Origin of the sequence: Nocardia sp. NRRL S-836 (genome assembly GCF_001279525.1) — a bacterium.
Lineage (GTDB): Bacteria > Actinomycetota > Actinomycetes > Mycobacteriales > Pseudonocardiaceae > Lentzea.
In genome coordinates, this window is record NZ_LGDY01000001.1 from 294748 (window position 1) to 318595 (window position 23848).

Consider the following 23848-nt stretch of genomic DNA (forward strand, 5'->3'; position numbering starts at 1 on the left):
CTGGTCCTGCTGCTCGTCCTGGCCACCAGCCTCTCGACGGCACCGCACGCGTGAGCCTATCCCCTGCCCGGTCGCGTGACCGGTGACATCAGCGTGCACGACCCGAGCGTGGTCAAGCGCCCCGACGGCAGGCGCCGAACATCGTCAAGCGCGGCTCCTACCACTACCTGTTCGTCTCGTTCGACCTGTGCTGCCGGGGAGCGGCCAGGGCAGCGTCCACGGGCCCGGTCACCAGGACGTCCTCGCCGACGTCGTCAGACGAACGCCTTGCCGGGAAAGGCCGGACGGCCTTTCCCGGCCCGCGCACGGAACAGCCGAGAACTGGAGGAAAGCTGGAGGCTCAGTCGTGCGGGGACCTGCCCTCGGCCGGGTCGTGGACGTCGAGGCGCCCGCACATGCCGAACCGCCGCGGCCCCTCCGCACGCACCACGTGGATGTCGGCGTCCGCCAGGTGCCCGATGTCACCGGCGCGCAACCGGTCCAGGTGTTCCCCGGTCTGCCGGGCGGCGGCCAGCGCCCCGGTCCGCCACCGCTGCTCCCAGTCGGCCAGCGACTCGCGTTTCAGCGCGAGCGCGGCGCCGTAGAACTCGTCGAGCGCCGCGAGGTCACCCGCTTCCACCCGCTGCCGCAACCGCAGGAACCCCTCCACCGCCAGGTCGCGCCGCCGGTGCGCGGCGGACTCGGCGTCGGTCTGGCCGAGGGAGGCGGCCGTCGCGTAGTGCACGGGGTCCCGCAGCACCTCGTCCGGGAACGTGAACACGGCGTCACCGGCCTCCGGCAGGCCGCTGTTCTGCATCACGACGACGATGCGCAGGTCGCCGTCGTTGACCAGCCGGTGGATCGTGCCCGGCGTGAACCACGCGACCGTGCCCTCGCTCAACGGCGTCTCGGCGAACCCGCGCCGCGTGAGGGTCTGCACGCTGCCCTCGCCGCCGATCACGTAGTAGCACTCCGCGCAGGTGAGGTGCACGTGCGGCGACCCGCCGCACACCCCGTCGACCCTCGGCCAGTCGTACACCCGAAGACCGGAGAGGCCGATCGCGCCGGGGAACGGTGTCACCACGGATGTTCCTCCACATAGGACTCCAAGCGTTCCCGGTCCCACTCGCCGTTCGCGACGACGAGCCGGTAGCGCAGCCTCAGCGCCTCGCCCGGTGCCACGTCGACGGTGTCGAAGAACGCGAACGACGGGTTGACCGCCGCGAACGGCGTGCTGCGCACGAACCAGTGGGTGTTCTTGTTCTCCGGGTGGTCCACGAACAGCAGCGTGGACGAACGGTCCACCTCGTCGTGCCGGCCGACGAACGCGAGCCACCCGGCGGGCCTGCCCATCATCTCCTGTCCCGTTCCGCCGTCGGCCCCGATCACCTCGCCGCCGGTGAACGACCGCGGGCCGCGCCAGAAGAACCCGGTGTAGCCCGCGAGCTCCCGGCCGTTGGTGGTCGGGCTGCCGAAGACCAGCGGTTCCTGCCGCAGGTTCGTGAGCGTGGTGGCGAACTCCAGCGCCCACGTCTCGGCCTCGACGTCGCGCACGGTCAGCTCCCGCGCCTCCTCGACCCAGTGCTGCCCGGCCTCCGTGAACCAGGACAGCCGTTCACCGATCCGCAGCTCGTCCCCGGTCCCGCTGGTGGTGAAGTTCTGGTGCCGCATGGCGCCCACGTTCGGCAGCACCACGTACCCCTCGTCACGCACATACGTGACGCCGCCCCAGAAGTTCTGCCCCGACACGTCGGTCGCGGTCATCTGCACGCCCTTGTGCCAGCGGTGGTCGTGCGGCCGGAACCCCGTGACCACGTCACCGGCGAGCGTGCGCACCGGGTGCAGGTAGGGCTTCGGCCCCTCGAACGCCGGTGTCGACGGCCGGTGCACGTAGCGGAACAGCTCGGCGGCGCCCGCCGACACCACGAGCGCGTCGTCGTCCTGCCGCGAGATCACCGGACGTTCGCCCACGGGGCACCGTTTCCTTCCATCGTGGCGTAGAACGGGTCGCCGGGCCCGATCTGCCCGGCCTTGACGACCGTGCCGGTGAACGCCGAGGCGTACAGCGCGGCGATGAACTCCATCGTGTTCCTGGTGTCGGCGAGGGTCACCGGTGGTGGCTCGCCGTTGTCCAGGGCGTCGAGGAACGCCGCCAGCTGGCACCGGTGCCCGCTGACCGTGCCGGACCGCTCCGGCTGCCAGAGCGGGAGGACGTCGTCGTGGCCGGGCGCCGGGGTGACCGTCCAGTGCTCGTCGGTGTAGCCGTAGAGGTGCTCGACCTCGACCGTGGCGCGCTCGAAGTCGAACCGCAGCTGCGAGGTCTCCCTGGGCGACAGCACGGAGTTCACCACCGAGGCGACCGTCCCGTCGGCGAACGTCACCAGCGCCATCGAGATGTCCTCGGTCAGCACGTCGCGTGCCTGCCGCGCCGCGAGCGCCCTGACCTCCCGCCACGGCCCCAGGACCGACAGCAGCAGGTCGAACTGGTGGATGCCGTGGCCCATCGTCGGGCCGCCGCCCTCGCTGTCCCACGACCCGCGCCACGGCACGTCGAAGTAGGCGTCGTCGCGGTACCAGAGGGTGTCGCACTTCGCCACCAGCGACCGGCCCAGCAGCCCTGCCGCGACCATGCGCCGCAACCGGACCGCGGCCGGGCCGAAGCGGTGCTGGAACACCGTCGCGACCCGGCCGGTCGAGGTCCGCTCGGCGGCCACCAGCGCGTCGACCTCGCTCAACGACAACGCCGGTGGCTTCTCCACGAGCACGTTCACGTTCGCCGCCAGGCATTCCAGAGCGAGCGGCACGTGGTAGCGGGGCGGGGTGCACACGTGCACCACGTCCGGCTGCTCCTGCTCCAGCAACGCGGCGAGCCCGGCGTGCACCCGTGGCACGCCCCACTCGCGTGCGAACGCGGTGGCGCGGGCGGTGTCCACGTCCGTCACCGCGACCAGCTCGACGCGGTCTCCGCAGGCCCGCACCGCCTCCGCGTGGGCGGCGGCGATCGCACCCGTCCCGACGACGGCCGCGCGCCTCACCTGGCCGCGTCCACTTCGGACTGGACCTCCCTGATGAACGACGCGGCGGCCGCACCGGGCGTCGTCCGGCCGAACAGGACGTCCTCGGTGTGCCGCTTGAGGATCGCGTCGACGGTGCTGGCGCCGTTCGGCGTGATCCTGGGCGGGTCGCTGACCGGGACGGTGTCGAGGTACTCCTTGGCGGCCCGGTCGGTCTCCTTGAGCTGTCCCGAGATCGCGGCGCGGATCTTCGTGTTGGCCGGCACACCGCGTTCGGTGAGCAGCACCTTCGCAGCCTCCTCGTCGTTGGCGAGGAAGCTCACGAACGCCGCCGCCTCCGCGGGGTGCTTCGACCGCGCCGACACCGACCAGAACATCGACGGCTTGTAGTAGGCACCGGGTGAGCGCCCCTGCGACTCGCCGGGCAGCCGCAGCAGCTTCAGCTTGGCGCCGCTGGCGGCGGTCAGGGCGGTGAGCTGGGTGTTCCACCACAGGCCGAACGCCGCGGTGCCGGTCGCCGTCGCCGACTGGTTCAGGCCAGCGGAGGCCTTCTCGATCGTCACCGACGGCGGTGGCGCGACACCGGTCTTCGCGAGGTCGGCGATGTAGGTCCAGTACTCGGTGGCCACCTCGGGCGGCAGGACGACCTTGGCGTCCTGGTCGAACATCGCCCCGCCCCGCTGGCGGGCCCGGATGCTCAGCCCGGCCGTGTCGTTGATGCCCGGCGACTGCACGCCCCACACCGTGCCGCCGCTGGCCTTCGACACCCGCTCGCCGACGTTCCGCAGGTCGTCCCAGGTCCACTTGGTGTCGTCGGGCAAGGGGATGTCGTACTTCGCGAGCAGGTCGGTGTTGGCCATGATCGAGTACATGCCGAGCCCGACCGGGATGCCATATTGCTTGCCGCCGATCGCGCCGGTGGCGAGCGCCTTCTGGTCGAAGTCCGCCGTGTCGAGGTGCTTCTTCGCCTCGGTGAGGTCGAGCAGCGCGCCGCGTTCGGCGTAGGAGGCGATGTACAGCTCGTCCATCTGCATGACGTCCGGCGCGTCGTTGGCCGCCATCGTCGTGGCGAGGCTGTCCCAGTAGCCGTTCCACTCCTTGAACTCGCCCTTGACGGTGATGTTCGGGTGCTTCTTCTGGAACAGGTCGATGACCTGCTGCGTCCGCTTGTGCCGGTCATCAGCGCCCCACCAGGTGAAGCGCAACGTCACCGGCTCCGCGGTCAGGTCACCACCGGCGTCGGAACCGGACCCGCACGCCACGAGCAGCGACGCGGTCAGCGACAGCAGCACCGTCACCGCGGTGCGCCGGCGGACGGCGCCGGACCTGGCCCCTGCGAGTCGAACCCCTGTGGGCACGTCCACTCCTTTCGGCTACTTGCCCCCGGTCGTGGCGATCCCCTGGACGAGGTACCGCTGGCCGATGAGGAAGGCGAGGAAGATCGGGACCAGCGACACCACGCTCATCGCGAACTGCGAGCCCCACGACGTGGCGACCGTCGAGTCCACGAACGAGCGCAGGGCGACGGGGACCGTGTACATGTCCGGGTCGGTGAGGTAGATCAGCTGGCCGAAGAAGTCGTTCCACGTCCAGATGAACGTGAAGATCGTGGTGGTGGCGAGCGCGGGTTTCATCAGCGGCAGGATGATCCGCAGGAAGATCCGCGGGTGGCCGCAGCCGTCGATGCGCGCCGCCTCGTCGAGCTCGCGCGGCAGGCCGCGGATGAACTGGACCATCAGGAAGACGAAGAACGCGTCCGTGGCGAGCACCTTCGGCACGATCAGCGGCAGGAACGTGTTCACCCAGCCGATCTGGGAGAACAGCACGTACTGCGGCACGATGATCACGTGGATCGGCAGCATGATCGTGCCCAGCATGATCCCGAACCACCAGCGCTTGCCGCTGAAGTTCAGCCGCGCGAACGCGTAGGCCGCCATCGAGCACGACACCAGGTTGCCGATGATGCAGCCCAGCACCAGGACCGCGGAGTTGAGCAGGTACGTCCCGAACGACGGGGTGAGGGCGTTCCAGCCCTCCGCGTAGTTCTCCGTCCGCAGGCCGTCGAGGACCAGGCCGGGGCTGCGGAAGATCACGTCGTCCGGCCGCAGCGAGCTCACGACCATCCACAGCACCGGGTACAGCATCACGAACCCGATCAGGACCAGGGCGACGTGCTTGACCGGCGTCGACAGGCGCCGGCCCAGCGGCGTCCGGTACGGCTCAGTCGTCATAGAACACCCAGTACCTCGCCGCCCAGAAGTTGATCGCGGTGAAGGCCGCGATGATCAGCAGCAGGAACCAGGCCAGCGCGGCGGCATAACCCATGTCGAACCGGCTGAAACCCTGCTGGTACAGGTAGAGCGTGTAGAACATGGTCGAGTCGGACGGCCCGCCCGTGCCGCCGGAGACGACGAACGCCTGCGTGAACGACTGGAACGCGTGGATGATCTGCAGCACCAGGTTGAAGAACAGGATCGGCGACAGCAGCGGCAGGGTGATGTGCCGGAACCGCGACCACCGGCCGGCCCCGTCGATCGCGGCGGCCTCGTGGTAGACGGCCGGGATCTGCCGCAGCCCCGCCAGGAAGATGATCATCGGTGAGCCGAACGTCCAGACGTTGAGCACGATCAGCGTGGACAGCGCGGTGCTCGGGTCGGAGATCCAGCCCCTCCCCTCGAGGCCGAAGAAGCCCAGCACCCGGTTCACCAGCCCGTCCGTGCCGAACACCTGCGTCCACAGCACCGCGATCGCGACGCTCGAACCGAGCAGCGAGGGCAGGTAGAACGCCGAGCGGTAGACGGCGAGCCCGCGCAGGCCGCGGTCCAGCAGCAGCGCGACCCCCAGGGCGCACGCCAGCTGCAGCGGCACGGACACCAGCACGTAGGTGAACGTGACCCGCAGCGCGTTGTGCAACCGCTCGTCGGTCAGGATCCGCGCGAAGTTGTCCAGCCCGGTGAACCGCGGCGGCTGGATCAGGTTGTACCTGGTGAAGCCGAGGCCGAAGGACGCGAGGACCGGGCCGATCGTGATGAACAGCAGTCCGGCGAACCACGGAGCCAGGAACCAGAAGGCCACCCGGTTGTCGCGCTTGCGCACCTGCCCGCCGCCGTGGCGCAGGTGGCGCAACTCGTCGAGAGCACTCACAAAGCCCCGCATTCCCTTGCCGGAAAACGCTTTCCGGAGTCTGCATCGGCCTCTCAAGAGCGTCAAGCAGCCGCGTCGAACGTTGTCGAACCCGGCGTCGAAACCGCTGCTGGGAGGCGTTCGACACCGTCCTCAAGGGATGCCCACCGCAAGGCCGAACCCGATTCACCGAATGCCCCTGAACGGTTCACCGGCTGTCGATTCGACCGTCGAACTGACGAATTCCACCGGCACCTGTCGCGGTCTCCCCGCCCTGGGCGCCATACTCACATCGACGCTGGAAAGCGCTTACCAATCCTTGTTCGTCCACATCAGACACCCGGCCCGTCTGGAGACAACCGTGAGGACACGTTTTCTGACCGTGGCGGCACTCGTCGTCCTGCCGCTGCTCACCGCCACCGGGCCCGCGTCGGCCGGCGAACCCGGCTGCGCCCCCGCCGCCGCCGGTGGGACCTCGGCCAGCGCGGCGGCCGTGAAGGTGTGGCTCGCCGGCGACTCGACGATGGCGGACCCGAGGTCGAGCTGCCCGGTCGGCTGGGGCAGCCAGTTCGACCCGCTGTTCACCGACGACGTCACCGTCGTGAACAGCGCGGTGTCCGGCCGGAGCATCCAGACCTGGCTGTACGAGTCCAACGTGCAGGGCACGAAGGACTCGGCCGGCGAGTGCGTCGTGAGCCCGCGGACGTTCCACCAGCGCTGGCAGAGCATGCTCGACCCCGCCACCGGCATGAAGGCCGGTGACTACCTCCTGATCCAGTTCGGCATCAACGACGGCAGCCCCGACTGCCCGCGGCACGTGGGCAGCGCCCGCTACCGGGAGCTCCTCGCGCTCATGGCCAAGGCGGCCAAGGACCGCGGCGCCACACCGGTCTTCCTGACGCCCGTGTCCGCCATCAGGTGCAGCGGCAGCTCCGCCGTCGGCACCCGCGGCTTCCTCACCGAGACCTTCGACGCGGGCCGGGCCGCCGGCACGACCGTCATCGACCTGCACAAGCTGAGCTACACGCTCTACAACACGCTGCGGCTGTGCCCCAACGACGGCGACTACACCAGGGGCGCGGTCGGCGCCTTCTTCTGCAACGACCACACGCACTTCGAGGCGGCCGGGGCCAGGCAGATCGCCGGTGTCGTGGCCAAGGCGCTGCGCGACCAGCGCATCCCGCTGTCCGCGTACCTCAGGTGAGCGGCCGGTCCGGCCAGGAGGAGGTGCACATGTTCTCGACCAGGTGGCGGACGGGCGCGCTCGTGGCGGCGGCGGTCGTGCTCGGCGGCCTCACACCGGCGGCCGCCACGCCGGTGCGGGTCATGGCCTGCGGCGACCGGACGTTCAACGCCGAAGCGGTGCTGAACGGCGGCACGTGGACCGCCCGCAACGGCAGCAGGACCGTCTACACCGGCGCCGACATGCGCTCCGCCGTCCAGGCCGCCGTCGACAGCCTCACGGCGGGACGGACCGCGAAGCAGTGGGTCGTGGTGCGCGGCAGCGGTGCGGTGAGCGCGGGCGCGCGGATCTCGTTGCCCAGCTACACCGGCATCGACGTCTGCGGCACGATCGACGTGACCGGCACCGGTTCCGGTGACCAGGCGCCGATCTACTCCAGGGGCACCCATGACGTCGAGGTGCGCTACCTCGCCCTCACCGGCCGCCCGCTGTACGGGATCTTCATGCGCAACGTCGACAACGTCGTGCTCGGGCAGATCGACATGCGGCTGTCGGGCGGTCTCGGCGTGCGCGTCGACAACCGCGGCAACACCAGCGTGCGCAGCCGCAACATCCGGATCGACACCGTCTTCGTGTCCGGCGCGAGCAGTCACGCCGTGGAGACGTACGGCGTGGACGGTCTGACCATCGGAACGGTGACGGCTCGCAACGTCGGTGAGTCCGGGCTGCTGCTCAACGAGACCGTCAACGCCACCGTCGGCACCGTGGACGCGGAGAACGCGGGCGCGGGCACCGGGTACGCGGCGTTCCGGACGGCCAACCGCAACGGCCGCGTCGGCACCGGCTACCCGACGAACATCCGGGTCGGCACGGTGCGCGCCCGTGGTGGCGGCCGCGGGGTGTTCTGCGTGTCGGAGAGCGGCGGGCTGACCATCGACCGGGTCGACCTGGCGAACACCGGCAACAACGCGGTACTGGTCGAGAACTGCACCAACGTGACGCTCGCGGCGCAGAGCGGGACGGTGACCGGCGGCGGCGAGATCCGGCTGGCGGCGCGCTCGGAGTTCCCGAACAACCGCGACATCACGATCCAGAACCTCACGGTGACCAACTCGTCGGTGCGCGAGAGCCCGTGCGGGACCAACACGACGTTCCGCAACCTCACGCTGAACAACAGCACGTCGAACGTGTGTGCCTGACGGACACCCCTGAACCGTTGACAGCAAGGCGGCCGCAGGTCAGGCGGGCGGTGCCAGGACGATCGCCGAGTTGTGGCCGCCCATGCCGAGCGACGACTTGACGGTCAGACCGCCGGCGACCGGCGTGAGGCCGTCCAGCAGGTTCGGGTGTCCGGGCGCGACCACCGGCGGCGCCGGGAGCACGCCCCGGTCGTAGCCCAGGGCGGTCACGGCGACCTCGATCGCCGAGGCCGCCCCCTGGCAGTGCCCGGTCAGCGGTTTCACCGAGTAGATGCCGGTGTCCGGTCCGAACAGCTGTTCCAGCACGGCGGCCTCGGCGGCGTCGCACTGCGCGGTGCCGGGGCCGTGCGCGTTGAGGTAGCGCACGTCGGCGGCGCTCACCCCGGCGTTGTCCAGCGCGTCGGAGAAGCACGCGGTGATCTGGTCGAGCTGCGGGTCGATCGACGTCACGTGGTAGGCGTCGTGCGACATCGCGCCGCCGAGCGTGAGGGCGTACGGGCGGGACGCGCGCCGGGACAGGACGAACGCGACGGACGCCTCCCCCATCACGAAACCCCGGCTGCCCTGCTGGAACGGGCGGCACGCGTCGAGCGGCTCGGCGTCCACGACGGCCACACCGAGCCGGACGAAGTGGGCCACGTTCTCCGGGGTCAGGGACAGATCCGTGGCGACGAACACCACGTCGTCGACGATTCCCGCGTCCAGCCACGCCTTCGCGGTGATCAGTCCGGCGTTGCCCGACGCGCACATCGCCGAGACGTTCATCGCGGGGCCGTGGAAACCGTATTCCTGCATGAACGTCGACATCGGCGTGGACGGCATCATCGCCAGGTAGTCGTGCACCGGCAGCTTGCCGCCGCGCGTGACGTAGAAGTCGCGCCACAGGTCGACCTCGCCCAGCACCACCGCGTGCAGGAGCCCGACCCGGCGGCCCGGCTGCCAGCCGCGGGTGCCCGCGTCCTCGATGGCCTCCCTGGCCGCGGCCCGCATGGCCTGCGCGAACCTGCTCGGTCCGTCCATCGGGTTGCCGCCGCGGCCGACCCGCGCGGCCCAGACGGTGTCATCGGGCGTCCTGCCCAGCTCGGGGACGACGACCGCGGCGGGCTTCCCGGCGGCCAGACCGTCCCACAGCGACCGGCGGCTCCAGCCGTACCCGCTGACCACGCCGATTCCGCAGATTCCCACACCTCGCGCGACCATATCCGCTCCCCCACACCGAGGGTCGACACCTCTAACCCCAGGATAACGGGCGGGAGGCCCGTGCAGCGAAACGACTGATTCGTCTACAATGGACATTGAAGACGACCCCTGACCACACGGCCGGATCCGGTTACCGATATAACGGCACACCATGCTCACGCACGACGGATGCGCCTCCGGTCAGCTGTGCGGTAGGACTTCACGATGGCCACGCCACCGCGAATACGAGGGACTGGTGGATCTGGGAGTCACGACGTGAGCGGCCTGATCGGTGACGCCGAGTTCGACCACGAGCTGCTGGCCGACCTCGGGCTCTCGATCGGCGCCGCCGTGGTGTGGTGGCTCGACCTCGACGAGGACCAGCTCGGCTGGATGCCGGGCCTCGACGCCGTGGTCGGGGTGCCCGGCGCGGACACCGGCACCGTGCGCACCCGGCTGGCCGAGCTCGTGGAGCCGCTGACCCTGGCGGCGCGGACGGCGGCCGCCTGGCAGGCGTTCGAGCTGGTCCAACCCCTGGACACGCCGGACGGCCGGCGCTGGCTGCAGTTCCGCGCCCGCGTGTCGACCCGTGACTCGGCACGGGCGCTGGTCGGCGTCGTCGCCGACGTGACCCGGCAGCACACCCAGCAGCAGGAGCTCGCCGACCTGGCCGACCGCTACCGGCTGCTGGTCGACCTCTCCCCCGACGCGATCGTGGTGCACGAGGCCGGTCAGATCGTGTACGCGAACTCGGCGGCGGTCCGGTTCGTGCGGGCGCGGTCGGACGCGGAGATCCTCGGGCGGCCGATCACCGACTTCGTCCACCCGGACTCGCAGGCGGAGATGCTGCGGCGCATCGCGAAGCTGACCGAGCCGGGTGCGGCCAGCGATCCGGCGGACGCCGTGCTGGTCCGGTTCGACGGCGGCACGACCGACATCGAGTCGGTCTCGGTGCGCACGACCTGGGAGGGCAGGCCGGCGTTCCAGGTGATCATGCGGGACGTCACCGAGCAGAAGGCGGCCGCGGCGGCGTTGCGCTACCAGGCGGCGCTCGTCGCGCACGTCAGCGACGCGCTCATCGCGACCACCTCGGACGGGGTCGTGACGAGCTGGAACCCCAGCGCGGAGAACGTCTACGGCCGCCGTGCCGCCGACGTGTTCGGGCGGCCCATCGGCGAGGTGGTGGGCGCGCCGCTCGACCCGGTGGCGGTGCTGGAGGCCGGTGGTGTGGTCCAGGCCGAGCACCGCAGGTCCGACGGCGAGGCGCTGGCGGTGCGGGTCTCGGTGGCCCGCATGGACGACGGCTACGTGCTGATCTGCGCGGACGAGACCGCCCGCAGGCGCGCGGAACGCCACTTCACCGCGGTGGTCGCCGCCATCGAGGAGGGAGTGCTCGTCGTCGGTCCCACCGGCCGCGTCGAGTCGGTGAACCCCGCGGCCGAGCGCATCCTCGGCGTGACCGCGCAGGAGACGATCGGCGAGCTGGCGTCGTCGACCGAGCTGCACGACGAGACGGGCCAGCTCATCGCGCTGGAGAACTTCCCGTCGGCCATCACGCGCAGGACCGGCCGGCCGCAGCACGGGCGGATCGTCAGGGCGCTGCGGCCGGACGGCACCCGCGTGTGGCTGTCGCTCAGCGCCCGCGCGCTGACCCAGGACGGCACGCTGCCGGCCGCGACCGTGGTGTCGTTCACCGACATCACCGAGCGCCGCATGATCGACAGCCAGCTGGAGCACGAGGCGACGCACGACGCGTTGACCGGCCTGTTCAACCGCACGGTGACCATCAACCGGCTCAGCCCCCTCGCACGGGCGCACCGGTCGGGCCTCACGGCGGTGCTGTTCATCGACCTGGACAAGTTCAAGGTCATCAACGACTCCCTGGGCCACAGCGCGGGCGACGAGGTGCTGCGCGTGGTGGGCAAGAGGCTGAGCCGCGGCACCCGTCGCGGTGACGTCGTGGGCAGGCTCGGCGGCGACGAGTTCACCGTGATCGCCTACGGCGTGAGCGGCCGCGACGAGGCGACCGCCATCGCCGACCACGTCAGGGCCGAGCTGAACCGCCCGATCACCGTGGGCGGGCGGCAGCTGCACGTCGACGCGAGCGTGGGCATCGTGCTCGCGGAGGCCGGCGACCCCCGTGACGGCTCGGACCTGCTGCGCGACGCCGATCTCGCGATGTACCAGGCCAAGACCAGGGGCCGGGGCCGGATCGCGTTCTTCGACGTCGAGCTGCGCGAGCGCATCCAGCGCCGCCTGCAGCTGGAGCAGGACCTGCGCATGGCACCGCTGGGCGACGAGCTGTGGCTCGCCTACCAGCCGATCGTCGACCTGCGCACCGACCGCCGCGTCGCCGTCGAGGGCCTGCTGCGCTGGACCCATCCCCGGTACGGGCTGATCCTGCCCGGCGAGTTCATCACGCTCGCCGAGGAGAGCGACCTGATCAACATCGTGGGCGCCCACATGCTCTACACCGCGGCCCGCGAGATCACCACGCAGGCACCGGAGCTGCAGCTGACCGTGAACCTGTCGGCCCGCCAGCTCGACGACCCGTGGCTCGTGTCCTCGGTCCGCAGCGCCGTCACCAAGGCGGGGCTGACGCCGGGCTCGCTGTGCCTGGAGATCACCGAGAGCGCGCTGATGCACGACCCGGCCCTGGCCGCGAGGACCCTGGCGGCGTTGCGGGAGCTGGGCGTGCGGCTGGCGATCGACGACTTCGGCACCGGTCACTCCTCACTGGCCCAGCTGCTCACCCTGCCGCTGGACACGCTCAAGATCGACCGCTCGTTCACGGCCGGGCTCGGCCGGTCCGACGAGGCGGAGGCGATCGTCACGAGCATCATCGCCATGGCCCACGCGGTCGACCTGACCGTGATCGCCGAAGGGGTCGAGCAGGCCGAGCAGCTGGAGATCCTGCGGGCACTGGGCTGTGACCAGGCGCAGGGTTACCACCTCGGGAGACCGGTGCCGTTGCGCGAGCTGTGAGGACGGGCCCCAGGAGCGCTGCTCGGGCGGGACGTGCTCGAACGTCGGGCCCGCCGTCGTGCGGCATCCTCATCAGCGCCCGGGCCTGGGCCTTCAGCCGGTACATGGTGCCGACGGTGGCGCCGAGCTGACCGGGTGCGCCGGTGAAGACCTCCTGGAGCTGGAACAGCAGCAGGCAGTAGCTGTTGTCGAACTGCTCCTGCGCGACGCGGATCTCGCTGCCGTCCGGGTGGTCGGCCGTGCGGGGGTCGGTCCGCATGGGCAGCACCCCGTCGAGGTCGACGGCGATCGGCTCGCCGGTCGGGCCGGACCGCGGGGTGTCGCCGGTCCGGTAGCGACGGCCGTGGCGCGCACAGGTACGGCGGGATGGTCGCGTGCTCGAGCTCGATCGCCCGTTGCAGGTGGCGGCGGAGGTCCTCGAAGGTCTCGATCGCGGGAGCACCACGGGTGGCCGTTGTGGAACCTCGTCTCGGCGGGAACCGGTGTCGACAGCCAAGGCAGGACAGGGGCACCACCTGTGACACGCGTTTCTTGAACGTGCGATACAGATAGGCTACGGTCGGATCGTGGCCAGGACCCGTGAGTTCGACACCGAGGCGGCGGTGAGCCGTGCGATGGAGCTGTTCTGGTCGCGCGGCTACGAGGCGACCTCGGTGCGCGACCTCACGCAGCACCTCGGGATCGGCCAGGGATCGCTGTACGCCGCGTTCGGCGACAAGGACGGCCTCTACCAGGCCGCGCTGGAGCACTACCGCTCCACCCTCGCGGCGGAGGCCCTGGACACCCTGAGGTCCGGCGCGGACGCCCGGTCCGCGATCCGGACGATGCTGGTCGAACGCGTCCGGCTCGCCGTGGCGGACGCCGGCCGCGGCTGTCTCGCGGTCAACGCCGCCTGCGAGCGGCTGCCCTCCGACGCGGCGACCCGGCGCACCGTGCGCGACATGCAGGACGCCAGCCGCGACGCGCTCGCCGAGGTGCTGCGGATCGCGGTGGAGCGGGGCGAGCTCACGAGCGAGCAGGACCCGGACACGCTGGCCGCGTTCCTCGTGACCTTCCTCAACGGCCTGCTGGTCTCCTCGAAGATCACGCCGGACGCGCGTGCGCTCGAACCCCTCGTGGAGGTCGCCCTGGCGGCCCTCCGCTGATTTTTCACGCCCTCAATCTGTAACGCTCGATCCACAAACACGTTCCACCAAGGAAAGCGGGAAGAACATGATGGTCGACCACGACGGCACGCCGTTGCGCACGAACCGCGTCGCACTCAGCGGCACGGCCCTGCACTACCGGACAGGCGGAAGCGGCCCCGCCGTGGTCCTGCTACACGGCGTGCCGAAGACCGGCTACCACTGGCGGCACCTCGTCCCGAGGCTGACGCCGCACCACACCGTCGTCGTCGCCGACCTGCGCGGCCTGGGCGACTCGGGCCACCCGGCCGACGGCTACGACTCCGCGACCATGAGCGACGACATCGCGGAGCTGATGGCCCACCTCGGCCACGAGGAGTACGCGGTGATCGGTGAGGACTGGGGTGCCGTGATCGGCTACCAGCTCGCCGCACGCCACCGCGACCACGTCCGGGCGCTGGTGTTCGCCGAGGCGTTGTTCCCCGGCTTCGGCTTCGAGGACCACACCGCGCTCACCGCCGAGAACGCGTCCGGCATGCACCTGTGGCACCTGGGCTTCTACTTCCAGCCGGACGTGCCCGAGATGCTGATCGCCGGGCACGAGCGCGAGCTGATCACGTACATGATCAAGTCGGAACGCGCCCGTCCCGACAGCGCGACACCCGACGCGGTGGACGAGTACGTGCGCTGCTACTCCCTGCCCGGTGGCATCCGCGCGATGCTGGAGATCTACCGCGCGATCCTCGTCGACGCCGAGCAGAACCGGCAGGCCGCGCAGCGGAAACTGGACATCCCGGTGCTCGCGCTCGGCGGCGCCCACTTCGTCGGCGACCGCGCCGAGTCGCAGATGCGGCTGATGGCCGACGACGTCACCGGCCACGTCTTCGACGCCGGGCACGACCTCGCCGAGGAGGTGCCGGACGAGGTGGCCGACGTGGTCCTGCCGTTCCTGGCCAAGTCGCTCTGACCACGGCGGGCCGGTCGGCCGCACGGCACCCCGCCGACCGGTCCGCCGCCTGGTCCGCACGATCTGACCTGTGTTCGCGGGCCGCGGGAGGGAGGATTGAACACGAAGGTCTTTCAACGGGTGGAGGTGGCAGGCCGTGGGTGGTGACGACTGGGTGTTCGGCTTCGGGTCCAATTCGCTGGAGGACCTGGTCGGAAAGCTGTTCGGCGGGCTGGGTCAGCCCCCGTCCGCGACGCGGCGCACGGACCACTTCGGCCGCGACCTCACCGCCGCGGCACGGGACGGCCTGCTCGACCCGGTGATCGGCCGCGACGACGTGATCGACGAGGTGCTGGAGGTGCTGTCGCGGCGCACCAAGAACAACCCCGTCCTGATCGGGGATCCGGGGGTGGGCAAGACGGCGATCGTCGAGGGCATCGCGGCCCGCATCGCGAGTGGCGACGTCCCGGCCACGCTGAGCGGCCGGCGGCTGATCTCGCTGGACCTGGCAGGCATGGTCGCGGGGGCGAAGTACCGGGGCGAGTTCGAGGAACGGCTCGAGGGCGTCATCCAGGAGGTGGCCGCGACGAACCGGATGGTGGTGCTGTTCATCGACGAGCTGCACACCGTGGTGGGCGCGGGCAGTGCCGAAGGCGCGCCGATGGACGCCGCGAACATCCTCAAGCCCGTGCTCACGACCGGACGGCTCCAGGTCATCGGCGCCACGACGGCCGAGGAGTACCGGCGGCACGTCGCGAAGGACGCCGCGTTCGAGCGGCGGTTCCAGCCGATCATGGTGAACGAGCCGACGACCGACGAGACGGTCGCGATCCTGCGCGGCCTGCGCACCCGGTACGAGACGCACCACGGGGTGCGGATCACCGACGAGGCGATCGTGACCGCCGTGGAGCTGTCGGCCCGGTACGTCACCGACCGGTTCCTGCCGGACAAGGCGGTCGACCTGGTGGACCGCGCCGGCGCACGGGTCCGGCTGCGGGAGAAGTCCCCGATGCCGCCCGACCCGGCGGAGCTGGAGCAGCGGGTGGACCGGCTGAAGCGGGAGAGGACCGCCGCCCAGGGCGACGACGTCCCGGTCCTCGACGACGAGCTGGACCGCGCGGTCGCCGACCTGGAGGCCGCCCGCATCGCGCTGGCCAACGCGCCCGAGGTCGGCGCGAACGACGTCGCCGAGGTCGTGTCCCGCAGCACGGGCATCCCGGTCGCCCAGCTCACCGAGGCCGAACGGCACCGGTTGCTGCACCTGGAGGAGCACCTGCACCAGCGGATCATCGGGCAGGACGAGGCGGTGGAGGCCGTCGCCGACGCGGTCCGCCAGGGCCGTGCGGGCCTCAAGCACCCGCACCGGCCCATCGGCTCGTTCTTGTTCCTCGGCCCGACCGGCGTGGGCAAGACCGAGGTCGCGCGGGCGCTGGCGGAGGCGCTCTTCTGGTCGCAGGACCGGCTGATCCGGTTCGACATGAGCGAGTTCTCCCAGCAGCACACGGTCGCGCGGCTGATCGGCGCGCCACCGGGATACGTCGGCTACGAGGACGCCGGCCAACTCACCGGCGCGGTCCGGCGCGTGCCGTACGCGGTCCTGCTGCTGGACGAGATCGAGAAGGCGCACCCCGACGTCTTCAACACCCTGCTGCAGGTGCTCGACGCGGGCCGGCTCACCGACGCCCAGGGACGCACCGCCGACTTCACCAACACCGTGATCATCATGACCAGCAACATCGGCGCCGAGCAACTGCTGGCCGCGGCCGGCTCGGGCGTCGAGGTCGAGCAGCTGCGGGACCCGCTGATGGCCACGGTCCGGCGCCACTTCCGCCCCGAGTTCCTCAACCGCCTGGACGAGATCATCCTGTTCCGCGGCCTGGACGCGGGCCAGCTGCGGCAGATCACGGCGTTGCTGCTCGACCGCACCCGGCAACGGCTGCGCGAGCAGAACATCACGCTGGAGGTGGACGACCAGGCCGTCGACTGGCTCGCCACCCGCGGCTACGTCCCCGAGTACGGTGCCCGGCCGTTGCGCCGCACCATCGCCAAAGAACTCGACCGGCGGCTGTCCCGCGCGTTGCTCTCGGGTGAGTTGCGCAGCGGGCAGCACGTCCTCGTCACGGTCATCGACTCGGAACTGGCACTGACCATCTCCGATCCCCCGGCCTGATAACGTCTCTCATTTATTCCGGCATTCACGAATGAGCCCGGGGCGGCGACAAACAAAACATGCATCCGTTTCTCAACAGACCCGAGATATCCGCATTGGCCACCGGCGTCAAGGGCTCACACCCGGATGTCGCCGTGTGCCTACTTGGGTACTGAGCTGCACGTTCACGAGAGTCGAGGGTCCCTGCGGATTACCTGCTGCGCCGAACGAGTGTTTCAGATAATTCACGTGAAACACTCCCGCTCACATCACGACTTCCCTTTCGTGCGCTGGCGTTCGCCAGTCGCGGAAGCAGCTTCAGGGAAGTGAGCGAAATGCGAAACGTTATCCGCTCTTTGATCACCGGCGTGTCGGTGGTGGCGCTCGGCCTCGCCGGCAGCGCGGTCGGCACGGCCGCACCGCACCGCGACGCCGACCTGCCCGCGGACGTGCTGGCGGCGATGCAGCGCGATCTGGGGCTCACCGCCGAGCAGGCCAGAACACGCGCGGCCCAGCAGGACGAGGCCGACCAGCTCGACGACGTGCTGAAGACCCGCCTCGGCGCGGCGTTCGGCGGCGCGTGGTTCGACGCCGCGTCGGGCCGGCTGGCGGTCGCCGTGACCGACCCGGCACGGGCCGGCGAGGTGCGGTCCGCCGGCGCGCGGCCACAGGTGGTCAAGCACAGCGAGGCCGACCTGGACAAGATCAAACAGGACCTCGACTCGCTCGCGGGCCGCGCGGACGGCGACCGCGCCCGCGAGCACGACAAGCGCGGCCGCACCCCGTCCGAGGCCGTCAAGGGACTGACCTCCTGGACGGTCGACGTGCAGACGAACACCGTCACCGTCACCGCGCTGGCCGGCCGGTCGCAGAATGCCGTGGCCGGCCTGAAGAAGTACGGCGACGCGGTGAAGGTCGAGTACACCGCCACCGAGCCGTCCACCGCGGCGTTCCTCGACGGCGGCGACGTCCTGTACTACGGCGCCTTCGGCGGCGGCTACTGCTCGGCGGGCTTCAACGTCCGCAACGTCAGCACCGGCCTGCGCTACGTGCTGACCGCGGGCCACTGCGGCCCCGCCGGCACGGCCGTCTTCGGCTACACCGGCGCGCAGATCGGCACCGTGCAGGCGGCGTTCTTCCCGACCTACGACGACTCCCTGGTTCGCGTGACCAACACGGGCGCGTGGACGCAGGGGCCGTGGGTGGACGTCAACCCGTCCCAGGGCGGCGTCGTGACCGTCAGCGGCTACAGCGACTCGCCGGTGGGCACCGCGATCTGCAAGTCCGGCGTCACCACCAAGCTCACCTGCGGCGTGATCACGGCGAAGCGCGAGACCGTGACCTACTCGGGCGGGAGGACGGTGTACGACCTCACCCGGCACAACGCCTGCGTCGAGCCCGGTGACTCGGGCGGCTCGAACTACCGCAACTCCGGCACCCGCACCGCGGAGGGCATGACCAGCGGCGCCCAGCTGTACCTGGTGAACGGCGCGTACCGCTGCGGCCAGGTGGTCGGCCAGCCGAACGTGTCCTGGTACTACCCGGCGGCGATCAGCCTGCCGTACTACCAGTCGGCGTACGGCGTGACGCTCTGGTGATGAGCTGACCGACGACCGGCCGGTGCACTCCGGCCGGTCGTCCCCGCGTCTCGGCAGCTGACGCGGCCAGGTCATTTCAGCGCGCAGGGCCCTTCTTCTTCGATGCGCATCCCGCGTCATGACCTCCGCCCGGAAGTGGAACTCGTCGCCGCCAGGGTCGTTCGGCGTGAAGGGCTCGTCGTGCTCGACCCCCGGCCGGTGACGCCGGTTCCCGCGCGGTTGAACATCGGCCGTGCGGGAACACCTGCTTGTCCGAAGTCTCACCGCCCGGAGGTGCCCACCCGTGCCGCAGGACCAGTACACCCGTCAGGACCCGAGGACCCAGTACCCGCGCCCCGGTGCCCAGGAGGGTCAGGAGCAACCGCACCCCGGCACCGGCGAGCGCATGGGGCCGGAGCCCGACCACGGTGAGCGCACCTACCGGGGCAGCGGCCGGCTGCTCGACGCCAAGGCCGTGATCACCGGCGGTGACTCCGGCATCGGCCGGGCGGTGGCGATCGCGTTCGCGCGAGAGGGTGCGGACGTTCTGCTCTCCTACCTCGAAGAGGAGCAGGAGGACGCGGAACGCACCGCCGAGCTCGTGCGCGAGGCCGGTCGGCAGGCCGTGCTGGTGCCCGGTGACCTGCGCACCGAGGAGGTGTGCCAGGAGGTGGTCAGGCGAGCCGAGCAGGAGTTCGGGCGCATCGACGTCCTGGTCAGCAACGCGGCCTACCAGATGGCGCAGGACGACGGGCTCGTCGGCATCAGCACCGAGCAGTTCGACCGGGTGTTCAAGACCAACGTCTACGCGATGTTCTGGCTGTGCAAGGCCGCCGTGCCGCTCATGCGTCCCGGCTCCACCATCATCACCACCTCGTCGATCCAGGCGTTCCAGCCCTCTCCCCCGCTCACGGACTACGCCGCCACCAAGGCCGCGATCGTCAACTTCACCAAGGCGCTGTCGGCCGACCTCGTCGACAAGGGCATCAGGGTGAACTCCGTGGCGCCCGGTCCGGTGTGGACGCCGCTCATCCCCGCCACGATGCCCGCCGACCAGGTCGACGACTTCGGTGCGCAGACGCCGCTGGGACGCGCGGCGCAACCGGCGGAGCTGGCGCCGGTCTACGTGTTCTTCGCGTCCCAGGAGTCCAGCTACATCACCGGCGAGGTGCTCGGCGTCACCGGCGGCCAGCTGCTCACCTGATCGGGAGCAGTGAACCGGTCCACCTCGGTCAGCGCCGCACGCGGGCGCTGGTCGGGGTGGATCACGTCCATTGTCACCAGTTTCTCCTCCGGCAGCGGTCCCAGCAGCGGTTCGACGTCGGCCAGCAGTGCTTCCGCGGCACGCAGCTGCTCGGCGAGGCGGGCGCGGTGCTCGCGCAGCACCTCGACGCGGTGCTCAGCGGCGGTGACGATCCGGTGCGCGTGCTCGGTGGCTTCGCGGACGGTCTGCTCGGCGCGGGCCTGCGCCGCACGCTGCTGGTCGGCCTGTGCGCGCATCGCCTCGGCGCGGCGTTGTGCCATGGCCTGCTCGAAGTCCGACTCGACCTGCCGGCGCAGCTGCGCGGCCTGCTCGTCGAGCTCGCGGCGGCGGCGTTCGGCCTGCCGGGTCAGCGCCTCGGTCTGGGCGTGCACGCGGTCCATGAGGTCGCGGTGCTCGGTCTCCATCTCCGCACGGCGCCGGTCGAGCTCGGCCACCAGGTGCTCGGCGCGCTGGCGCAACCGGTCGGCGGCCTGGCGGGCGTTGGTCCAGTGCTGCTCGGCGGCGGTGCGGGCGCGGGCGGTGGTCTCCTCGGCTTCGGCGTGGGCGAGCTCGACCCTGCGGCGCAGGCGTTCGGTGAGCGCGTCGGGGTCGATCGGGCTGCGGCAGATCCGGTCGACCCGCGCGCGCAGCTCGGCGTTCTCCACGCGGGCCGCTTCCACCTGCCGCGCAAGGGACTCCGCCCGGGCGAGTGCGGCGTCGCGGTCCGCGGTGAGCAACCGCAGCTCGTCCTCCACGCCGTGGACGTAGTGCTGGACCTGCTCGCGGTCGTAGCCACGCCACCGCAGGTCGAACTCCCGGCGCAGCGGCAGGAGCTCCTCGGGTTCGCCGGCCGGGTCCCACCGGCCGGACGACCGCACGGCGGGCAGCGTCATGGCTGTCACCTCCCAATGAGAGCCAGAACGATCATTCATCTCCTACTACGAGCCCGCGCCGCGCGTTGTTCCCAGGACCGGGCTTGATCCACTCAACGCGCGGTGTGGCACCTGCCACGTCGCAACCGCGGGCCCGCGCAGGAGAAATCCGAACCGATCCGGTCGCATTTCGCCGAACTCGATGACCCATCCGCGACCGAAGTTTTCGAAACTAGTTTCGAAACATCACCGATTCGGACCTCATCGACACCTTGATCCACAGTTCGTTCGACAGTGTCGAACAAGCTCGTGAACAGCGCATTCGACGGATATTCGACCCGTCCCCGCAGGTCACCGGCGTTCACCCCTGTGAACCGGCCCTGCGGAGAGGACCGGCGGCGAGCCTTGATCGGTCGAACTCCTTCGGTTAATACTGAATGTCGTTTCGAGCCGGGCGGGTGCGGATTTGGCGCAATCCGGGACCGCCCGCCTCGGGCAGTCCGTCAACCACTCCGACCCAAAACCCATTCCCCCACCCGCGCTCCTGCGGGTGCTCTCAGAAAGCGCCGGTACATGACGCTGACAGCGAAGTCAGTCGCACGAGTCGCGCTCGTGTCCTCCCTGGTCGCCGCCACCGCGGCCGCCGCGGTGATAGCCGCGTCGCCCGCCATGGGTGCCGCCTCGACGCTCGCCGCGGCGGCACAGCAGAGCGGCCGTTACTTCGGCACCGCGGTGGCCGCGAACAAGCTGGGCGACTCGACCTACGTCGGGATCCTCAACCGCGAGTTCGACATGGTCACGGCCGAGAACGAGATGAAGATGGACGCGACCGAGCCGAACCAGAACCAGTTCAGCTTCGGCAACGGCGACCGGATCGTGAACCACGCGCGCAACCAGGGCAAGCGGGTGCGCGGGCACGCGCTGGCGTGGCACCAGCAGCAACCCGGCTGGATGCAGAACATGTCCGGCAGCGCGCTGCGCAACGCGATGCTGAACCACATCACCCAGGTGGCGACCTACTACCGCGGCAAGATCTACGCCTGGGACGTGGTCAACGAGGCCTACGCCGACGGCAGCAGCGGCGGTCGTCGCGACTCCAACCTCCAGCGCACCGGCAACGACTGGATCGAGGCCGCGTTCCGCGCGGCTCGTGCGGCGGACCCGAACGCCAAGCTCTGCTACAACGACTACAACACCGACAACTGGTCGCACGCCAAGACCCAGGGCGTCTACCGGATGGTGCAGGACTTCAAGTCCCGCGGCGTCCCGATCGACTGCGTGGGCTTCCAGGCGCACTTCAACAGCGGCAACCCGGTGCCGTCCAACTACCACACCACCCTGCAGAACTTCGCCAGCCTCGGCGTGGACGTGCAGATCACCGAGCTGGACATCGAGGGATCCGGCAGCTCGCAGGCCCAGCAGTACCAGGGCGTCACCCAGGCCTGCCTCGCCGTCTCGCGGTGCACCGGCATCACGGTGTGGGGCATCCGGGACAGCGACTCGTGGCGTGCTTCTGGCACCCCGCTGCTGTTCGACAACAGCGGCAACAAGAAGGCCGCGTACAACTCGGTCCTCAGCGCCCTGAACAGCGGCACGGGCGGCACCGACCCGACGACGACCACGACCACCACGACGACGTCCAACCCCGGCGGCGGGGGCTGCACCGCGACGTACTCGGAGGGCCAGAAGTGGAACGACCGCTTCAACGGCCAGGTCACCGTCTCGGGCACGGACAACTGGGTCGTGACGGTCACCGTCAGCTCGCCCCAGCGGATCATCGCGACGTGGAACACCAGTGCCACGTGGGAAAGCGCGGACGTGATGACCGCACGCCCGAACGGCAGCGGTAACACGTTCGGCTTCACCGTCATGCACGGCGGCAACTGGAGCTGGCCCAGCCTCTCCTGCCGAGTCGGCTGATCCGAACGGGAGGGTCCCGGTCCGCACCGGGGCCCTCCCACCCCTGTCCCGCCTCGCCCATCCGCCGCCACCGGAGTGGACGGAGCAAGCTCCATGCGCACAACCGATTTCCGCGCGTCCCGGCCGGCCGCGCTGGTGGCCGCCGTGACGCTCGTCGCGACAGCAGGCGCCCTGATCGGATCGCAGTCCGCGGCAGCCGCCGCCGGGTGCCGGGTCGACTACGCGGCCGGCTCGCAGTGGCCGGGCGGCTTCAGCGCCACCGTGGCCGTGACGAACCTCGGCGACCCCGTGAACGGCTGGCGGCTGTCCTGGACGTTCCCCGGCGACGAGCGGATCACGCAGTCGTGGAACGGCTCGCACACGCAGTCCGGCGCCCAGGTCACCGCCGTCAACGCGGCGTGGAACGCCGCCATCGCCACCGGCGCGACAGCGTCGTTCGGCTTCAACCCGACGTCCGGCGCCACCCCGGCCGTCCCGGCGGAGTTCACCCTCAACGGCACCGTGTGCACCGGTTCGACCGGGCCCACCACGACCACCACCACGACGACCACGACTCCCGGCCCGAGCCGTCCCATGATCGAGAACAGCTTCCCGGTCACCAGGGAGGCCGCGTACGGCGACAACCGCTTCACCGTGTTCCGCCCGTCGAACCCGCAGGCGCTCGACCGCCCGTTCCCCGTGCTGGCCTTCGGCAACGGCGCGTGCGCACACACCAACAACAGCGAGGTCACCAGGGCGTTGACGTTCATCGCGTCGAAGGGCTTCGTCGTGGTGGACACCGGCTCGGTCGACGGCTCCCCCAACGGCGTGCCGAGCGGATCGCCGATCCCGTCGCTGCTGACGGACGCGATCACGTGGGCCGAGCGGGAGCAGAACCGTTCCGGCGCACCGCTGCGCCAGCGCCTCGACCTGGTCAAGGTGGCCACCGCGGGTCACTCGTGCGGCGGGCTGGAGGCCCTGGTCGCCGCGCAGGACCGCCGCGTGTCCGGCGTCGTCTCGTTGGACAGCGGGTTCTTCGCCGACGGCTCGTTCGGCTACCCGCGCTCGGAGCTCGGCAAGCTGCACACCCCGGCGCTGTTCATGGACGGCGGCCCGTCCGACATCGCCTACTCCAACAACCAGGCCAACTACGACCTGGCCACCGTGCCGTCCGTGCTGGCCCGGCACCCGCAGGCGGGCCACACCGGTTTCATCACCGGCAGCCAGCTGACCGACGGCATGACGACGGTGGTCCAGTTCCTGGACATGGTGCTCAACGCCAACCCGACGGCACGCGCGTACATCCTCAGCCCGTCCGGGCTGGCCTCGAAACCGCCGTGGGTGACGGCCGCGAAGCACTTCTGACGGGCCGTCGG

General features: G+C 70.5%; 18 protein-coding genes. 10 read left to right on the forward strand and 8 right to left on the reverse strand.

The annotated features are described in order from the left end of the window. Positions 1–340 precede the first annotated feature (340 nt). From ADL03_RS01470 to ADL03_RS01495, 6 genes are read right to left on the reverse strand one after another with little or no spacing between them, the layout of a single operon-like run. The gene (locus ADL03_RS01470; RefSeq protein WP_053731486.1) at positions 341–1063 is read right to left on the reverse strand and encodes a cupin domain-containing protein; all 723 of its coding nucleotides are present in this window, start codon (positions 1061–1063) and stop codon (positions 341–343) included. Continuing rightward, entirely contained in the window at positions 1057–1950 is an 894-nt protein-coding gene (locus tag ADL03_RS01475) for a PmoA family protein (RefSeq protein WP_053731487.1), read from the reverse strand. Before ADL03_RS01475 ends, ADL03_RS01470 begins: the two co-directional genes overlap by 7 nt. Continuing rightward, the gene (locus ADL03_RS01480) at positions 1932–3014 is read right to left on the reverse strand and encodes a Gfo/Idh/MocA family protein (protein ID WP_053731488.1); all 1083 of its coding nucleotides are present in this window, start codon (positions 3012–3014) and stop codon (positions 1932–1934) included. Before ADL03_RS01480 ends, ADL03_RS01475 begins: the two co-directional genes overlap by 19 nt. Then, positions 3011–4351 carry an ABC transporter substrate-binding protein gene (locus ADL03_RS01485; protein WP_197287975.1) on the reverse strand — a complete coding sequence of 447 codons (1341 nt, stop codon included), beginning with the start codon at positions 4349–4351 and terminating at the stop codon, positions 3011–3013. Before ADL03_RS01485 ends, ADL03_RS01480 begins: the two co-directional genes overlap by 4 nt. 15 nt (positions 4352–4366) lie before the next feature. Continuing rightward, positions 4367–5224 (reverse strand): carbohydrate ABC transporter permease, encoded by an 858-nt coding sequence (locus ADL03_RS01490; RefSeq protein ID WP_053731490.1) that lies wholly within the window; start codon positions 5222–5224, stop codon positions 4367–4369. Then, a complete protein-coding gene (locus ADL03_RS01495) occupies positions 5214–6137 on the reverse strand; it encodes a carbohydrate ABC transporter permease (protein WP_053731491.1) in 924 nt (307 codons plus the stop codon). Before ADL03_RS01495 ends, ADL03_RS01490 begins: the two co-directional genes overlap by 11 nt. Before the next feature lie 340 nt (positions 6138–6477). Here ADL03_RS01495 and ADL03_RS48030 point away from each other — a divergent pair, with 340 nt between their 5' ends. Both ADL03_RS48030 and ADL03_RS01505 read left to right on the forward strand, forming a co-directional pair. Then, the gene (locus ADL03_RS48030; protein WP_197287976.1) at positions 6478–7320 is read left to right on the forward strand and encodes an SGNH/GDSL hydrolase family protein; all 843 of its coding nucleotides are present in this window, start codon (positions 6478–6480) and stop codon (positions 7318–7320) included. 29 nt (positions 7321–7349) lie between these two features. Further along, positions 7350–8498 (forward strand): anti-sigma factor, encoded by a 1149-nt coding sequence (locus ADL03_RS01505; RefSeq protein ID WP_053731629.1) that lies wholly within the window; start codon positions 7350–7352, stop codon positions 8496–8498. A gap of 39 nt (positions 8499–8537) precedes the next feature. On the opposite strand, the gene ADL03_RS01510 is transcribed toward ADL03_RS01505, so the two are convergent. Beyond that, a complete protein-coding gene (locus ADL03_RS01510) occupies positions 8538–9698 on the reverse strand; it encodes a beta-ketoacyl synthase N-terminal-like domain-containing protein (protein WP_053731493.1) in 1161 nt (386 codons plus the stop codon). 255 nt (positions 9699–9953) lie between these two features. On the opposite strand from ADL03_RS01510, the gene ADL03_RS01515 reads away from it, so the two are divergent. The 6 genes from ADL03_RS01515 to ADL03_RS01540 all read left to right on the forward strand — a co-directional run bounded on the left by ADL03_RS01515 (position 9954) and on the right by ADL03_RS01540 (position 19662). After that, complete coding sequence (locus ADL03_RS01515; RefSeq protein WP_053731494.1) at positions 9954–12662, forward strand: EAL domain-containing protein; 2709 nt, start codon at positions 9954–9956, stop codon at positions 12660–12662. Between the two features lie 566 nt (positions 12663–13228). Continuing rightward, on the forward strand, positions 13229–13807 hold the full coding sequence (locus tag ADL03_RS01520) for a TetR/AcrR family transcriptional regulator (protein WP_053731495.1): 579 nt from the start codon (positions 13229–13231) through the stop codon (positions 13805–13807). 67 nt (positions 13808–13874) lie between these two features. Continuing rightward, positions 13875–14753, forward strand: a complete 879-nt coding sequence (locus ADL03_RS01525) for an alpha/beta fold hydrolase (protein WP_053731496.1) — start codon at positions 13875–13877, stop codon at positions 14751–14753. 136 nt (positions 14754–14889) lie between these two features. Next, positions 14890–16902, forward strand: coding sequence for an ATP-dependent Clp protease ATP-binding subunit (locus tag ADL03_RS01530; RefSeq protein WP_053731497.1), 2013 nt, complete (start codon positions 14890–14892; stop codon positions 16900–16902). 314 nt (positions 16903–17216) lie between these two features. Further along, positions 17217–18479, forward strand: coding sequence for a S1 family peptidase (locus tag ADL03_RS01535; RefSeq protein WP_082372788.1), 1263 nt, complete (start codon positions 17217–17219; stop codon positions 18477–18479). Between the two features lie 283 nt (positions 18480–18762). Beyond that, positions 18763–19662 (forward strand): SDR family oxidoreductase, encoded by a 900-nt coding sequence (locus ADL03_RS01540; protein ID WP_053731499.1) that lies wholly within the window; start codon positions 18763–18765, stop codon positions 19660–19662. On the opposite strand, the gene ADL03_RS01545 is transcribed toward ADL03_RS01540, so the two are convergent. Continuing rightward, positions 19611–20594: a hypothetical protein gene (locus ADL03_RS01545; protein ID WP_053731500.1), complete on the reverse strand. Its 984-nt coding sequence runs from the start codon at positions 20592–20594 to the stop codon at positions 19611–19613. The two genes, ADL03_RS01540 and ADL03_RS01545, sit on opposite strands and share 52 nt — an antisense overlap. 552 nt (positions 20595–21146) lie before the next feature. On the opposite strand from ADL03_RS01545, the gene ADL03_RS01550 reads away from it, so the two are divergent. Both ADL03_RS01550 and ADL03_RS48035 read left to right on the forward strand, forming a co-directional pair. Further along, a complete protein-coding gene (locus ADL03_RS01550; RefSeq protein ID WP_053731501.1) occupies positions 21147–22493 on the forward strand; it encodes an endo-1,4-beta-xylanase in 1347 nt (448 codons plus the stop codon). 93 nt (positions 22494–22586) lie between these two features. Next, positions 22587–23837, forward strand: a complete 1251-nt coding sequence (locus tag ADL03_RS48035) for a cellulose-binding domain-containing protein (protein WP_053731502.1) — start codon at positions 22587–22589, stop codon at positions 23835–23837. Positions 23838–23848: the final 11 nt, after the last annotated feature.